The organism is Rhodococcus huquni, from assembly GCF_055231055.1.
In genome coordinates this window covers 281,029-296,454 of sequence record NZ_JBUYWE010000004.1, presented here as the reverse complement: position 1 = coordinate 296,454, position 15,426 = coordinate 281,029, and the positions used below count along the sequence as shown (strand labels likewise).

Here is a 15,426-nt window from a genome sequence, read left to right as displayed (position 1 = left end):
GACATCACACTCTGTCGAGACGAGCACTCACTCCCTCGCCGAGTTCGACGACGCCGTCGCCGGCCGGGAGGGTGTCGAAGGTGAGTTCCACGGCCAGGATCTCCCCGGCCACGAGGTCGTGGTGCGTTGTCGCCCATTGGATTCTGTCCGCGGGAACGTCGAGAACCACTCGGATTCGATCGGACACGTCGAACCCCGCCGCACGACGTGCGTCCTGCAGCTCACGAATGCGGTCCTTGGCCCAACCCTCGGACTCCAATTCCTCCGTGATCGTCGAATCGAGGACCACGAGGCCGGCACCGCCGGGCAGTGCCGCCGTCGACTCGGGTTCCGCTGCCACCAGCCGCTGGGTGTACTCCTCGGGCAACAACTCGATGCCCGCGTCCGTCGCGGAGCCTGCGGAGCGCGCTGGCCAGACCGTCACCACACCCTCGGAATTCTCGGACCAGTCCCCCGCCTTCACGGCCTTGATGACGGTCTGAACGTCCTTGCCGAGGCGTGGTCCTGCCGCGCGGGCATTGACGACCAGCTCGAAGCGGCCGCGAGCTGCAACGTCCGTGCTGAGGTCGACGTTCTTGACGTTCACCTCGTCGGCGATCAGACCCAGGAACGGTCGCAAGCGCTCGGCGTCCGGTGTCGCCACCGTCGCTTCGGGGAGAGGGAGTCGAACTCGGAGGTTCTGCGCCTTTCGCAATCCGAGCACCGTCGAACACACCGACCGCACCTCGTCCATCGACGAGACGAGATCCGGATCGGAAGGTAGTTCGGTCTCGGTGGGCCAGTCGGCCAGATGCACCGAACGTTCGCCTGTGAGTCCACGCCAGATCACTTCGCTCACGAGCGGAAGCAGGGGCGCGGAAAGCCTCGTCACCACTTCCAACACGGTGTGCAGAGTGTCGAACGCGTCGGCGTCCTCGTCCCAGAATCGCGAGCGCGACCTGCGCACGTACCAGTTGGTGAGTGCGTCACAGAAAGTCCGCAGCTCGTCACACGCGCCCGCGATGTCGTTGCTTTCGAGGGATTCGGTGATGGCGTCGCGGGTTTCTGCGAGCTTGGCGAGGATGTAGCGATCGAGCACGTTCGTCGAATCGGTCCGCCATTCACCGCATGCGGGCGCGTACAGCTGCAGGAAGCTCCACGCATTCCACAGCGGCAACAACGCCTGCCTGACACCCTCGCGGATGCCCTGCTCCGTCACGACCAGGTTGCCACCACGCAGGATCGGCGAGGACATCAGGAACCACCGCATCGCGTCGGAGCCGTCCCGGTCGAACACCTCCTTGACGTCCGGGTAGTTCCCCTTCGACTTGCTCATCTTGAGCCCGTCGTCGCCGAGCACGATGCCGTGCGCCACGACGGTCCGGAACGTCGGCCGATCGAAGAGTGCAGTCGCCAGCACGTGCAGGTTGTAGAACCAGCCACGGGTCTGCCCGTTGTACTCGACGATGAAGTCACTCGGGTTGTGACTGTCGAACCAGTCCGTGTTCTCGAACGGGTAGTGCACCTGCGCGAACGGCATCGAGCCGGATTCGAACCAGCAGTCGAGCACCTCGGGGACCCGCCGCATCATCGAACGCCCCGTCGGGTCGTCCGGGTTCGGCCGAACCAGTTCGTCGATCACCGGACGGTGCAGATCGTTCGGGCGGACACCGAAGTCGCGCTCGAGCTCGTCCAACGACCCGTACACATCGGTACGCGGGTACTCCGGGTCGTCCGACATCCACACCGGGATCGGACTGCCCCAGTAACGGTTTCGGCTGATGTTCCAATCGCGTGCGCCGGCCAACCACTTGCCGAACTGACCGTCCTTGATGTGCTCCGGAACCCAGGTGATGTCCTGGTTCAGCTCCACCATCCGGTCCCGGAACTTGGTCACCGCGACGAACCACGACGGCACGGCCATATAGATCAGAGGCTGTCCGCTGCGCCAACTGTGCGGGTAGGAGTGCTCGATCGTTTCGTGACGCAGCAACTTTCCAGCCGCTTTGAGATCCTTGATGATCTGCGGGTTCGCATCGAACACCTGCATGCCCTCGTAGGGCGGAACCATCGACGTGAAGCGTCCGCCGGCATCGAGCGGCTGCACCACGGCGATGCCGTTCGCGGCGCAGTACTCCATGTCCTCCTCACCGAATGCCGGCGCGAGGTGGACTACTCCGGTACCGGACTCGGTGGTCACGTAGTCGGCGGCGATCACCCGGTGCGCGTTCTCGTGGCCGAGAAAGAAGTCGAACGGCGGGTCGTAAGACAACCCGACGAGTTCCGAACCCTTGTGCTCCGAGACGACCTCGGGCGATTCGCCGAGCTCACGCGAGTAGTGCGCGAGGCGATCCTTCGCAAGCACATACCGTTTGCCGTCGACTGCGACCTGTACGTAGTCGATGTCCGGGTGCACGGCGACCGCGAGGTTGGACGGCAGCGTCCAGGGCGTCGTGGTCCAGATGATCGCGTTTGCACCGCTCAGTGGGCCGTCGCCCCGCAACGGCATGTCCACCGTCACGGCCGGATCCTGACGCATCTTGTAGGCGTCGTCGAGCCGAGTCTCCTGATTCGACAGGGGAGTCTGCTCGTACCAGCTGTACGGCAGCACGCGGAATCCCTGGTAGATCAGGCCCTTCTTGTGCAGCTCCGAGAACGCCCACATGACGGACTCCATGAAGTCCAGGTCGAGCGTCTTGTAGTCGTTGTCGAAATCGACCCAGCGCGCCTGCCTCGTGACGTAGTCGCGCCACTCGTCGGTGTATCGCAGAACCGAGGCACGGCAGAAGTCGTTGAACTTCGCCAACCCCATCGAGTCGATCTCGGACTTGTCCTTGATTCCGAGCTGCTTCTCGGCTTCCAGCTCTGCCGGCAGGCCGTGGCAGTCCCAGCCGAAGCGGCGCTCGACTCGCTTGCCGCGCATCGTCTGGAAACGCGGGACGAGGTCCTTCACGTAACCGGTGAGGAGATGCCCGTAGTGCGGGAGACCGTTGGCGAACGGTGGGCCGTCGTAGAAGACGAACTCTTCCGCGTCACTGCGCTGCTGCACCGACGCTCTGAAAGTGTCGTCGGCGGCCCACCCCGCAAGCACTTCCTGTTCCAGTTGTGCGAACCGAACGGTGGAATCGCGCGGAGCACCGTAGCTCACCCGTGGATAGGTATTCGGGGTCGATGAATCGTCGTGGTGTACAGATTCTGTCATCGCGCTTCTCCTCGTGCCTGGCTTACTCGGCACGGGGACGACGCCCGGCGCACGTACGCCGACACCGCGGTACCACCCCGCTTGCCTCTCGGAGAGAGGCCTCTCGGTACGGGACTGTGACGGGTCCACCCGTTCGGTTCTACTGAGACGACATCACTCACGCTGAGCTGTGTCGCCTGTTCTTCCGAATGCTCCCCGGTGATGGCCGGATCAACGCTTCTTGCAGTTTAGTCCACCGAAGATTTCGGTCCAGTGGGACAAGACGGAAATCAATTCTCCGACTTCGGACGCGAATGACGACCTGCCCCGGGCTCACGCGCACCCGCGGTTGTCGGAGGCGCCGCCTTCTTGCCGGTCAATGCACTTGCCAACAAGAGGACGGCGCCCGCAACACACACGAGGATGCAGCCCCAGGCCCAGACAACCGAACCGGTCATCAGGGCGATCACCAACAGTGCGAACCCGGCAGCCGCCAAGATCAACGTCATGACCAGCACGGTTCACCTCTATCCGGCGCGGCCGCCCCGCATCCCTTCGGTCAGCTGTTTCCCTTTGCGTACGACGACTGGTTGTAGTTCGACGACTGCGAACCACCCTGCGCGAACGAATCCTGTCCACCGTCGACCGGAACGGCCGACCCGCGCTGCTCGAGTTCTTCGAGCTGCGATTCCAGGTAGGACTTCAGGCGTACGCGGTACTCGCGCTCGAACGTCTTGAGCTGCTCGATACGACCTTCCAGCACCGAACGCTGCTGGTTGATCGTCGCCATGATCTCGGTGTGCTTCTTCTCTGCGTCCGCCTGGAGCGCGTCGGCCTTCTCCTTGGCCTGACGCAGCTGAGTGTCGGACCGGGTCTGCGCATCACTCAGCAGAGCCTCGGACTTCTGACGCGCGTCCGAGACCATCGACTCCGAACGCGAGCGCGCGTCGGTGACGAGCTGCTCGGAGTTGGTGCGTGCACTTCCGAGCAGCTGCTCGGACTCGGTCTTGGCATCGTTGGTGAGACGGTCAGCCATCTCCTGCGCGAGACCGAGCACCTTGGCGGCCTGCATGTGCGGGTCGCCGCCGCCCTGCTGGCCTGCGGCCTGAGGCGCCGCTGCGGCAACCGGAGCCGCAGCCGCGGGTGCAGGGGTGGGCTTGGGCTGCTCGGTCCGAACAGGTTCGGACTTCTGCGCAGAAGATGCTGCTGCAGCGGCCGAACCGGATGCAGCTGCTGCGCGAGGGGCCTTCTTCGCGTCGGCCAACTCCTTGTCGAGTTCACCTACCCGCTGGCGGAGATCGGCATTTTCCTCGATCAGTCGAGAAAGCTCTTGTTCGACGAGGTCGAGGAAAGCGTCGACCTCGTCTTCGTTGTAGCCACGCTTCCCGATAGGAGGCTTGCTGAACGCGACATTGTGCACATCAGCTGGAGTCAGCGGCATGGAAGGATCCCTTCACGCGTCATTTCGGCGGTCTAGCAAGCATTCAGTTACAACGCATCGTACGCAATGGCGGACCATCACTGGTGCAATGGGGTCCATTCTGTCACACCATTCCCGTCGCACGCGCCTGCGCTTGAACGACGGACATCAGTATGAACACGATGAAAAGCAGGACCATGATGGACAGATCGAGTCGGACACCACCCAGCGAAATGGGGGGAATCAGCCTGCGCAGAAGCTTGACCGGAGGGTCCGTCACAGTAAATATCGCTTCGAGCACGACAACGACCACACCGGTCGGATGCCAGTCCCGCGCAAAGTTGCGGATGAACTCGACGACGATCCTGCCGATCAGGAGAATCCAGAAGATGAACAACAACAGGTAGATCACCGAGAACAAGGCCACACCCACACTCTGCCCGACATCTTCGCCTCTATCAAAGAAGAGGTCACCTCTATCACAGAAGCGCCGGTGCTACTTCTGGCTGTAGAAGCCGGTCTCCGCGATGCGGCGACGCTCCTCGGCCGAAACGTCGATGTCTGCGGGCGACAGCAGGAAGACCTTGGTGGCCACCTTGTCGAAGGAGCCCCGCAAGGCGAAAGCAAGACCCGCCGCGAAGTCGACGAGACGCTTGGCGTCCGCGTTGCTCATCTCCACGAGATCCATGATGACCGGGGTGCCATCGCGAAAACGCTCACCGATCGTGCGTGCCTCGCCGTAATCACGGGGACGAAGCGTGGTGATCTTCGACAGGGGGCCACCCTCGTCGAACAGGGGGCCGCGTCGCGCCTCCACTCGCTCGGGACGGGAGTCCACAGCGAGCGCCCCACGGGTACTGCCGGCGCGTACCGCAGACCCCGGCCCGGGACGTGCCGATCGAGCGGACTCCGCACGCACTCCGTGCCGCGGAACCGTCTCGTACCGATCGAATTCGTCGTCGAGGTCGTCGTGCCGAGAGGGTGCGTATCCGGCCTTCGAGAAACCGGGCTCCGCGAAGTCACGCTCGTCTCGGTCCAGGTAGGGGTCACGTCCGCCACGGGGGCGACGGGCATCGGGCTCGTCGAGGTAGTCGTCCTCGTAGTCGTCGAGGGGGACCATGCCGAAGTAAGCCTTGAACTTGTGCAGGTTGCTCATTGATCGACCTTCCTTGGCGCGACGGACTTCTTCCGACTACGACCGGTCGCAGTGTGGACGGGTTGGGCGATCACCTCGGCGATCATTTCGAGGCTATAGGGCGAGATCCCAACAGCGCGGTACCGACACGCACGCAGGTCGATCCATGTCGCACAGCATGTTCGAGATCATTCGTCATACCGGATGAGAGATTCGTCGCATCGGGATGATCGGCGAGGAAGTTCTCCCGGATCCCGGCCAGGCGTTCGAACTCCTTCTCCGCGTCGGACCCGAGGGGCGGAACCGCCATCAGACCGGACAGGTTCAGCGCCGTGCTCGATTCCACCTGCGCTGCAAGTTCTTCCAACTCGGCAACCGGCACTCCCCCGCGTTGGGGGTCGTCGTCGAGACTCACCTGCACCAGGACTCGGAGTGGATGGCTCCGGAGCCCCTCGTCCAGGGCCGCTGCGGCTGCCTTGTCCAAAGCACCCACCAGGCGCGGACTGTCGACCGAATGAATCGCGTACGCCCACCGCGCAATCGACTTGGCCTTGTTTCGCTGCAGATGCCCGATCATGTGCCAACGAACGTCCGCGTCGGGACGGGACGTCTCGAACTCCTCGACCTTTCCGGTCGCCTCCTGCTCACGGGACTCACCGAATTCGCGGCATCCCAGTTCGTAGAGGATACGAACGTCGGTCTCGGGGAAGAACTTGGTCACAGGCAAGAGTTGCACTTGCGCCGGATCTCGGCCGGCGGACTCACATGCGGCAGTGAGGCGTTCGCGCACAGCCGTCAACGCGGACGCAATCTCGGACGCCCGATCCGAGTTCGGCGTGCTACTCACGACCGCGACTCGGTATCCATCCAGATCACCGCTGCCAGGCGCCCGGTCGGCGCGCCGCGACGATGACTGAACAGCGTGCGGTCTTCGATAGTGCATCTGGGATCTTCTGCAACGCCGGAGACACCTGTATCGAGGAGTTGCTTGCGCAGGCCCGCTCGCAGGTCGAGTCCGGGTGTGCCCTTGACGGTGCGGGTCGCACTACCGGGAAGGTGACGTTCGACGTCCGCCTGCATGTGTGCGGGCACTTCGTACTGACGACCACTGGCTGCGGGGCCGATGAACGCGCCGATTCGGTCGCGCTGCGCACCCTGCTCGACCATCACGTCCAGCACGCGCGGAACTATTCCGATGCGGGCGCCGATCCGTCCGGCGTGTACCGCCGCGATGACACCGGCCTCGTCGTCCGACAACAGGACCGGCACACAATCGGCACTCAAAGTAGCCAGTGCAAGACCGGGGACCGTGGTCACCACCGCGTCCGTCGCTTCGATCGGCGAGTCGGACGGGCCCGAAACTACGGTCACCGTGCGGCTGTGGATCTGCTCCATCCAGATCAGATGATCGAAGGGCACGCCGATTTCTCGCGCGAGCCGACGACGGTTCGCATCCACGGCCGCGGGATCGTCACCTACGTGGTCACCCAGGTTGAACGAGTCGTACGGAGCCGCCGAGGCGCCACCTGCACGAGAGGTGACGACTCGACGAACCCGAAAACTGGGCTTGTCGGTGGACGCTGGCTTCACAGACGATTCACTCACGTCCACCGAGTTTACCTATCGAGATCTCAACGACGCATGAAGGAAGGCACGTCGACGTCGTCCTCGCCGTCCTCCTCGACCACGGGCGCGCGCTGCTCCCCGCGACCGGAGGCGGGCGGCAGGTTGCTCGATCCGTGCCGCGAGTCATGACTCGGACCCGAGTGCGAACCGGACGGCGACGAGATCGTCTCTCGCGTGACCGATACCGGCTCGGAGACCGGACGCTCGCGCTCGGCCGTCTGACCGACCTCGCCTGCCCGGCCCGCACCGATTGCATTGCGGCCCACCGCACCGGCCTCGACCGGATTCCGGGTCGGCGTACCGCCGTCGAACCCTGCCGCGATGACCGTCACGCGAACTTCGTCACCGAGCGAATCGTCGATGACCGTTCCGAAAATGATGTTCGCGTCGATGTGTGCGGCTTCCTGGACCAGCGAAGCCGCTTCGTTGATCTCGAACAGGCCGAGGTCACTGCCGCCGGCAATCGAAAGGAGGCAGCCGCGAGCACCTTCCATCGAAGCTTCGAGAAGTGGCGAATTGATCGCTGCTTCCGCCGCCTTGATCGCGCGACCCTCGCCCCGCGAGGAACCGATACCCATGAGGGCACTTCCCGCGCCGGACATGACGCCCTTGACGTCGGCGAAGTCGACGTTGATCAGGCCCGGAGTGGTGATCAGGTCGGTAATACCCTGGACGCCGTTGAGGAGAACCTCGTCGGCGCTACGGAACGCGTCCATCAGGCTCACCGCTGCGTCACCGAGCTGCAGCAGTCTGTCGTTGGGGATGACGATGAGGGTGTCGCAAGACTCACGAAGGGACTGGATGCCCGTGTCGGCCTGGCCGCCACGACGCTTCCCCTCGAATGAGAACGGACGCGTCACGACACCGACGGTGAGCGCGCCGAGCTTGCGGGCGATGCTGGCGACCACGGGGGCGCCACCGGTTCCGGTGCCACCACCTTCACCGGCAGTGACGAAGACCATGTCGGCACCCTTGAGTACCTCTTCGATCTCGTCCTTGTGATCCTCGGCTGCCTTGCGTCCCACTTCGGGATCCGCGCCGGCGCCGAGTCCGCGGGTGAGTTCACGTCCGACGTCGAGCTTGACGTCGGCGTCGCTCATCAGCAGCGCTTGAGCATCCGTGTTGACGGCAATGAACTCGACTCCCTTGAGTCCTTGCTCGATCATTCGGTTGACTGCGTTCACGCCGCCGCCGCCGATGCCGACGACCTTTATTACGGCGAGGTAGTTGTGCGGGGGCGTCATCGGCTCTCGCCTTCCGTGAGTGTGTATCGCGCTCTCGTACAAAATAGTTCGTGTCCGATTCGACAAACCCTAAACCTCAACCACAGGGTTAGCATTATGTCAAGTAGGCCACTGGAGCGAAACGCTATGGGTACTCATCCGCTCACGCCACTAGGCGCGCCGACGACACGTCGGTTATTTGACGAATCGCACCCACTCGGCGGATCGCACGATCAACGAACAGTGGGGAGATCCGGACTCGACACGTCGTACGTCTGACCCGGTTGGGTCAGCAACGGCAAGGTCACGGCGCCTTTGCGCTGCGAACTCTCCGTTCCACCCCACACGACGACGCGGCCGTCGTGCAACGTGGCCGAAATGTGCGACACCGAATCCGCCGAAATTTCGCCGACCTGGTCCCGAAGTTGTTGCGGCATGGACGTCAACACGTCCAACGCCGCCTCCGTGTTCGGGTCGCCGAACCCCGGCGACTGCGTGACCAATCTCGGGAGGCCCGGAGGGGGTGGCGCAATCTCGTAGTCGACCGCATCCTTGTCGAGCAGGTGCGTGCCGTCCTGCCCGTCCACGAACACCACGGGCGTGCGCTCCGTGACGGTGACCTCGACGGTGGACGGATACTGCCGCTGGACTCGAACCGACTCGACCTTGGGAATCTGCGCGACACGGGCCGCAGCACCTCCGGTATCGACCCGGAGCAAAGGCTGCCCCTGCGGCACGTCCAGTGCCGCGAGAATCTCGTCGGCAGGGATGGTCTCGAGTCCCCCGACCTCCACGTCGCGAACAGACATCAGCGGGGTGAACCAGGCGACCACCACGAGCCCGACGACGCACAGCGCCACCAACGGGACCATCAACCTCGGACGGCGGTACCAGGCGCTCCGCGACTTTCGCGGCTCGCCGTCGTCCACGCTGCCGTCCCCGTTCGCACCGCGACGACGGCTGCCGCTGTTGCGAACCTTCGCCTCTGCTTCCAGCCGTGCTCGACGAATCGCATCTCTGCGCTCGTTATCGGCTCTGGTGCGCGTACGTGCCCCCTCGGGCCGGCGCCCACGACTCGACCGTTCCGGCCGCTCCCCCCGCTTCCGCGCGTTCACGTGGACGAAGGCTGCGGGACGGCCCGCAGTGCGTCGAGAATCTGACCACCCAGCATCGTGACGTCGCCGGCCCCCATGGTGATCACCACGTCCCCGGCAGTCGCCAGACCGGCAACCTGTCGTGGCGCCAGAGACAGATCCGGCTGGTAATGAACGGCTTTCGATACCGCGCGGGCCACGAGTGCACCGCTGACGCCAGGAAGTGGCTCTTCGCGCGCACCGTACACATCCAGGACCACCACCTCGTCGGCCAACGACAACGCCGCCCCGAACTCCTCGGCGAAGGTGGCCGTGCGCGAGTACAGATGCGGCTGGAACACGACGATGACGCGGCCGGTCGTATCGCCCTGGCGGACCAGGTCGGCAGCGGCACCCAGAACAGCGCGCACCTCGGTGGGGTGGTGGGCGTAGTCGTCGAACACCCGCACTCCGCGCTCGCGGCCGGTGAACTGGAACCTGCGGTGCACTCCCCCGAATCCGCCGATCCCTTCGACGACCTCGTCCACATCGGCGCCGACATCACACGCACCCAACAAGGCGGCCAGAGCGTTGAGCGCCATGTGTCGGCCGGGCACGCCCATTCGGACCGTCCGCAGCGAATCCTCGCCGGCCAGTTGGAACTGCATGACGCCGCCGACGTCACGCGCCTCGAATCCGAGCAGTCGGACACCGACGTCGACGCCGTCGACGGGCTCGAACGCCTTGTCACCGTCCGCCGCCGTCGCGGAGCCGTAGCCGAGCACCCGAATCCCGGAGTCCGTGCGCGCCGCCACGCGCTTTGCCAATGCGGCCGCGCCCGGGTCGTCGAGACATGCCACGAGGAGTCCACCGGCCGGGAGACGATCGACGAAGTCGTCGAAGACCTGGACGTACGCCTCCGGTGTCCCGAAGAAGTCCAGATGATCGGCCTCGATGTTGGTGACGATGACGACGTTGGGGTTGTACTGCAGCAACGAGCCGTCGCTCTCGTCCGCCTCGGCGACGAATACGTCACCGTTTCCGTGGTGCGCGTTGGTGCCTGCCTCGTTCAGCTCGCCGCCGACCGCGAACGAGGGATCCACGCCGCAGTGCTGCAGCGCAACGACGAGCATCGACGTCGTCGACGTCTTGCCGTGCGTACCCGATACGAGCAGGGTCCGGTTGCCCTCCATCAGAGCCGCCAGAACCGCAGGTCGCAGAATGATCGGGATCCCACGACGAGCCGCCTCCACGAGCTCCGGATTGTCCTTCGGGATGGCAGCGTGTGTGGTGACCACCGCAGTCGGACCGCCCGGGAGCAAGTCCAGCGCGTTCGCATCGTGTCCGATGCGCACCTCGGCCCCACGTGCACGCAGCGCGAGAACGCCTCGGCTCTCCTTGGCGTCGGATCCGGAGACCTGGCCACCCCGCGCGAGCAGAATGCGAGCGATCCCGGACATTCCGGCCCCGCCGATGCCCACCATGTGGACCCGTTCCAGATGTGCGGGCAAGTCGATCATCGGGCTCCCCTGTTCGGATCGTGCATGTTCGAATCGCGCGCGACCTCGAGCGCGATTCGTGCGACATCGTCGGCCGCACTCTTGTGTCCCACGCTGGACGCGCGCAGACCCATCTCCTCGATCCGTGCCAGATCCTGCAGCAGCGGAACGATGTGCGACACGACGTACTCGGAAGTGAGGTCGGCGTCCGCCACGATCATCCCACCCCCTGCTGCCACGATCGGTCGCGCGTTGAGTTCCTGCTCGCCATTGCCGTGCGGCAGCGGTACGTACACCGCAGGCAGACCCACCGCCGACACCTCGGCCACCGTCATCGCACCGGACCGGCAGACCACCGCGTCCGCAGCGGAATAGGCGAGGTCCATCCGCGACAGGTAGGGCACCGCCACGTAAGGGGCCGCGCCGCCCCCGGAGTCGACCTCGATGGTGTTCTTCGGCCCGTGAGCATGCAGCACAGCGATCCCGGCGGCGGAGAGTTCCTTCGCGGCGCCCGACACCGCGACGTTGAGCGAACGAGCACCCTGCGACCCACCGAACACGAGCAGAACCGGACCTTCGGCCGGCAGACCGAAGTACTCACGGGCCTGCGCGCGCAAAGCGGCGCGATCCAGTTCGGTGATCGACGAACGGACCGGGATACCGAGGATCTCGGCGTCGGACGCGCCTCGTGCTGCCACCCCGGACCCGGCGACGGCCGCGAGAACACGTGCAGCGCGCCTGGCCCCGATCTTGTTCGCGATGCCGGCACTCGCATTCGCCTCGTGAACGACGATCGGGATCTTCCGACGACGACGCAGAAGTCCGCGTCCGGCCGCCAGATATGCGGGCAGTGCCACGTATCCGCCGAATCCGATGATCACGTCGGCATTCGTTTCGTCCATCACCGCACGCGTGCGCCGTACCGACTTCACAACTCGGGCCGGCAGCTTCAGCAGATCCATGGTCGGCTTCCGGGGCAGCGGGACCGGCGGAACGAGTTCCAGCGGATATCCACGGGCCGGCACGAGTGTCGTCTCGAGACCACGTTCGGTCCCGAGAGCCGTCACCAGCACTGTCGGATCGATTGCCTTGATCGCGTCCGCGACCGCGAGCGCCGGCTCGATATGTCCAGCGGTACCGCCGCCGGCCACGATCACCGACAAAGCAGACTTGTCGCCGCTCACCTACGAAATCCTCGCTCTCCTGCTCGGCCGTCCGAGCTCCGCTGCCCGCGACCGCCTTCGTACTGGCGCCGTGGCCTTCCTGGTTCCGCACGGTCGACCCGTCTGGGATCGACTGCGCCCCTACCCCGCTGGCTCGAACCTCTCGACCTCTGATCCGCGCTCCTGGATCGGGGATCCGCCGCCGGCCTTCCCTTCGGGATGGCACGCCCGCGGTTCGAATCCCGTCCACTCCCGGCGCCACGTCTGGGGGCGGCCCGGCCTCGATCCACACGCCGCCGATCCTCCGCTCTGCGGACTGCTTCGGCACGCACAGCGGCAGGCCGTACCGGCGAATACGCCTCGGGCACCGGCAGTCGAAGGAGGCGACCGAATCGTCCGTCCTGGCCGGACTTCAGTGCTGCCACTGCTTCCGGCTCGTGTCGCGCAGCGTTCGCGATGACACCGAACATGAACAGCGTCGTCGCCGTCGAGGTACCGCCGGCCGAGACGAGTGGCAGCTGCAGGCCGGTGACCGGAAGGAGTCCCACGACATAGCCGATGTTGATGAGGGCCTGGCTCGTCACCCACACGGTTGCAGTCGACACGAGGAGCTGAAGAAACGGGTCGATCGACCGGGAGGCGATCCGCAAGCCGGTGTACACGAACAGAGCGAACAGGCCGATGACGGCCGCACCGCCCAGGAAGCCGAGTTCTTCGCCGATGATCGCGAAGATGAAGTCGTTGTGCGCGTTGGGAAGATAGCTCCACTTCGCGCGACTCTGACCGAGGCCGCGTCCGAATATTCCACCGTCGGCGAGCGAGAACATCGCCTGCCTCGATTGGTAGCCGATGCCCTGCGGGTCGTTGCCCGGATTGAAGAAAGCCTGCACACGCGCCGAGCGATAGCCGGCCGTGAGCGCGAGGATCAATGCGGCGACAGCGGCAGTACCGACCACGCTGAAGAAGATCTTGAGTGGTAGGCCACCGAACCAGAGAAGAGCCACGAGAATGATGGCCAGCGAGACCGTGGTGCCGAAGTCCGGCTGCAGAATGATGAGGAAGAACGCGACCAACGCCGCCGGCACCAAGGGCACCAGCAGTTCTTTGATCCCGGTCCGCTCGCGCCGAAGCGAGGCCAGCAGGTGTGCACCCCACAGAGCGAGCGCGATCTTGGTCAGCTCTGCGGGCTGCAGCGACACCGGACCCAGCACGAACCAACCGCGGGTGCCCTGCTGCAGGGTGCCGATACCGGGAATGAGGACGAGAACCAAGAGCACGATCGTGCCGGCGAAGGCCGGAAACGACAACGCACGCATGCGACGAATCGGTATTCGAAGCGCCACGTAGAAAAGGACCAGGCCGAGTGCTGCGAACAGTGCCTGCCGAACGAAAGGCGAGTACGCAGAGCCTTCGCGCGCATACGCCTCGACGCTCGACGACGACAGCACCATGACGAGTCCGAGCACCGTCAGGAGAAAGGCGATCGTGACGACGAGGTGGTACGAGGCGAGCGGACGAGCGAGCCATGCACTGATGCGCGTGCGAGGCACGCTCTGCGTCTTCCCCCGCGCCTTCCGGGGTCCTTGTTCGCGGGCCGGCCGATTGCTCATGCTCATGCCCTGCCGATGTCGGACTTGTCCAGTGTCTCCGCGACGAGCGCCGCGGCGGCCGCGGCGAAACTGTCGCCTCGATGTCCGTAGCTCGTGAACATGTCGAGTGATGCCGCCGCCGGTGCGAGCACCACGGCATCACCCGCAGTGGCCATCGCGGCGGCTTCACGCACCACGACTCCCATCACGGCGTCACCATCCGCGTCGGAAGGCAGCGCGACTCGACGTGCTCCGACCTGTCCGACTGCGCTCACCTCTGCATCGTCTCCCGTCGCGACGTGGACGACGGGCACATCCGGCGCGTGTCGTGCGAGGGCGTCTGCGATCTTGGTCGCATCTCGCCCGAGCAGGACGGCACCGACCAGACGGTCCGCGATCTCGGCCACGAGCTCGTCGACGCCGGCCCCCTTCAGGAGGCCACCCGCGATCCAGACGACCCGATCGTGCGCAAGGACGGAAGGCTGCGCGGCATGCGGGTTGGTGGCTTTCGAATCGTCGACGTAGGTGACTCCCTCGAACACACCCACCGTCGCGCCCCGGTGAGGGCCCACGACGTGGTCGGCAAGACCGCTCGCGACGTCCTCGGGCCCGACTCCGATCGCCCGTGCGAGGGACGCCGCGGCGAGCGCATCCGCCAGCCCCGCCGGGCCGGGCGGAAGAATGCCCTGTTCGGGCGCCAGACGCACGGCGTCACCGAACGCCCGGTCCACCAGATGTCCCTCCTGGACTCCGAGTTCGTTCGGGCCTGGTGCGCCGAGCCGGAATCCGACCGTGCGCTGCGCGGGCGACGTACTCTGCAGCGTCGACGCAACGGCGTCGTCGAGACCGACGACACCGACCGTTCCTGTCAGGGCCCGCGCCTTTGCCTCGACGTAACCGTCCATTCCGCCGTGCCAGTCCAGATGATCCTCTGCAATGTTCAGGACCACCCCGGCCTCGGGCCGCACGGACGGCGCCCAGTACAGCTGGAACGAGGAGAGTTCCACCGCGAGGACCTCGGCACGCGGGGACTCGACGCGTAGCGCGTCCAGCACCGGAAGCCCGATGTTTCCGCAGGCCGCGCTAGGGATTCCCGCTGCACCCAGTATCGAGTTCAGCATCGACGTGGTCGTGGTCTTGCCGTTGGTTCCCGTGACCACCAGCCAGCGACGCGGTGGGCCGTAGAGGGTCGACTGGTCGACGTGCCAGGAGAACTCGATGTCGCCCCACACCGGAACACCCGCCCCTGCCGCGGCAGAAAGAAGGGGCGAATCCGGACGGAATCCTGGGCTGGTGACGACGAGAGCGAACTCCGCCACGCGTGCAGGAGCCTCGACGAGGTGATCGAGAGGCACCGTCTCCGCGCCGAGTTCTGCGCATCGTGCCAACGCGTCCGCGGAGGTGTCCGTGACGGTGATCTCGGCCCCCAGGTCGCCGAGCGGCGCAATGGCCGCCCGGCCGGAGATGCCGGCCCCGGCGACCAGAACCGATCGGCCTCGCAGAAATCCCAGGTCGGTCACGGTCGTCTTGTGGACCAC

At 65.3% G+C, this 15,426-nt stretch carries 13 protein-coding genes; all 13 read right to left on the bottom strand.

The features are described from left to right. Positions 1-4 precede the first annotated feature (4 nt). Positions 5-3,181 (bottom strand): isoleucine--tRNA ligase, encoded by a 3,177-nt coding sequence (gene ileS / locus ACZI8R_RS10645; RefSeq protein WP_463379564.1) that lies wholly within the window; start codon positions 3,179-3,181, stop codon positions 5-7. A gap of 269 nt (positions 3,182-3,450) precedes the next feature. Continuing rightward, positions 3,451-3,678: a hypothetical protein gene (locus ACZI8R_RS10640; protein WP_463379563.1), complete on the bottom strand. Its 228-nt coding sequence runs from the start codon at positions 3,676-3,678 to the stop codon at positions 3,451-3,453. Between the two features lie 41 nt (positions 3,679-3,719). Further along, a complete protein-coding gene (gene wag31 / locus ACZI8R_RS10635) occupies positions 3,720-4,601 on the bottom strand; it encodes a DivIVA-like cell division protein Wag31 (RefSeq protein WP_463379562.1) in 882 nt (293 codons plus the stop codon). Between the two features lie 103 nt (positions 4,602-4,704). After that, positions 4,705-5,007 carry a YggT family protein gene (locus ACZI8R_RS10630; protein ID WP_463379561.1) on the bottom strand — a complete coding sequence of 101 codons (303 nt, stop codon included), beginning with the start codon at positions 5,005-5,007 and terminating at the stop codon, positions 4,705-4,707. Positions 5,008-5,076: 69 nt separating this feature from the next. Further along, positions 5,077-5,736: a cell division protein SepF gene (locus ACZI8R_RS10625; RefSeq protein WP_463379560.1), complete on the bottom strand. Its 660-nt coding sequence runs from the start codon at positions 5,734-5,736 to the stop codon at positions 5,077-5,079. An 82-nt stretch (positions 5,737-5,818) separates the two neighbouring features. Next, positions 5,819-6,562: a YggS family pyridoxal phosphate-dependent enzyme gene (locus ACZI8R_RS10620; RefSeq protein ID WP_463379559.1), complete on the bottom strand. Its 744-nt coding sequence runs from the start codon at positions 6,560-6,562 to the stop codon at positions 5,819-5,821. Then, complete coding sequence (gene pgeF / locus ACZI8R_RS10615) at positions 6,559-7,320, bottom strand: peptidoglycan editing factor PgeF (protein WP_463379558.1); 762 nt, start codon at positions 7,318-7,320, stop codon at positions 6,559-6,561. Before pgeF ends, ACZI8R_RS10620 begins: the two co-directional genes overlap by 4 nt. 26 nt (positions 7,321-7,346) lie before the next feature. Beyond that, a complete protein-coding gene (gene ftsZ, locus ACZI8R_RS10610; protein ID WP_463379557.1) occupies positions 7,347-8,585 on the bottom strand; it encodes a cell division protein FtsZ in 1,239 nt (412 codons plus the stop codon). 212 nt (positions 8,586-8,797) lie between these two features. Then, entirely contained in the window at positions 8,798-9,436 is a 639-nt protein-coding gene (locus ACZI8R_RS10605) for a cell division protein FtsQ/DivIB (protein WP_463379685.1), read from the bottom strand. 239 nt (positions 9,437-9,675) lie between these two features. After that, positions 9,676-11,157: a UDP-N-acetylmuramate--L-alanine ligase gene (gene murC / locus ACZI8R_RS10600; protein WP_463379556.1), complete on the bottom strand. Its 1,482-nt coding sequence runs from the start codon at positions 11,155-11,157 to the stop codon at positions 9,676-9,678. Beyond that, entirely contained in the window at positions 11,154-12,320 is a 1,167-nt protein-coding gene (gene murG, locus ACZI8R_RS10595; RefSeq protein WP_463379555.1) for an undecaprenyldiphospho-muramoylpentapeptide beta-N-acetylglucosaminyltransferase, read from the bottom strand. Before murG ends, murC begins: the two co-directional genes overlap by 4 nt. Next, positions 12,317-13,915, bottom strand: coding sequence for a putative lipid II flippase FtsW (ftsW, locus tag ACZI8R_RS10590; RefSeq protein WP_463379554.1), 1,599 nt, complete (start codon positions 13,913-13,915; stop codon positions 12,317-12,319). The genes murG and ftsW overlap by 4 nt, the downstream gene beginning before the upstream one ends. Continuing rightward, the gene (gene murD, locus ACZI8R_RS10585; RefSeq protein WP_463379553.1) at positions 13,912-15,426 is read right to left on the bottom strand and encodes a UDP-N-acetylmuramoyl-L-alanine--D-glutamate ligase; all 1,515 of its coding nucleotides are present in this window, start codon (positions 15,424-15,426) and stop codon (positions 13,912-13,914) included. The genes ftsW and murD overlap by 4 nt, the downstream gene beginning before the upstream one ends.

Bases quoted from the DNA above. Each gene is read 5' to 3' on its own strand.
- ileS (WP_463379564.1), bottom strand. From the start codon at position 3,181: ATGACAGAATCTGTACACCACGACGATTCATCGACCCCGAATACCTAT.
- wag31 (WP_463379562.1), bottom strand. From the start codon at position 4,601: ATGCCGCTGACTCCAGCTGATGTGCACAATGTCGCGTTCAGCAAGCCT.
- ACZI8R_RS10625 (WP_463379560.1), bottom strand. From the start codon at position 5,736: ATGAGCAACCTGCACAAGTTCAAGGCTTACTTCGGCATGGTCCCCCTC.
- ftsZ (WP_463379557.1), bottom strand. From the start codon at position 8,585: ATGACGCCCCCGCACAACTACCTCGCCGTAATAAAGGTCGTCGGCATC.
- ACZI8R_RS10605 (WP_463379685.1), bottom strand. From the start codon at position 9,436: ATGGTCCCGTTGGTGGCGCTGTGCGTCGTCGGGCTCGTGGTGGTCGCC.
- murC (WP_463379556.1), bottom strand. From the start codon at position 11,157: ATGATCGACTTGCCCGCACATCTGGAACGGGTCCACATGGTGGGCATC.
- ftsW (WP_463379554.1), bottom strand. From the start codon at position 13,915: ATGAGCATGAGCAATCGGCCGGCCCGCGAACAAGGACCCCGGAAGGCG.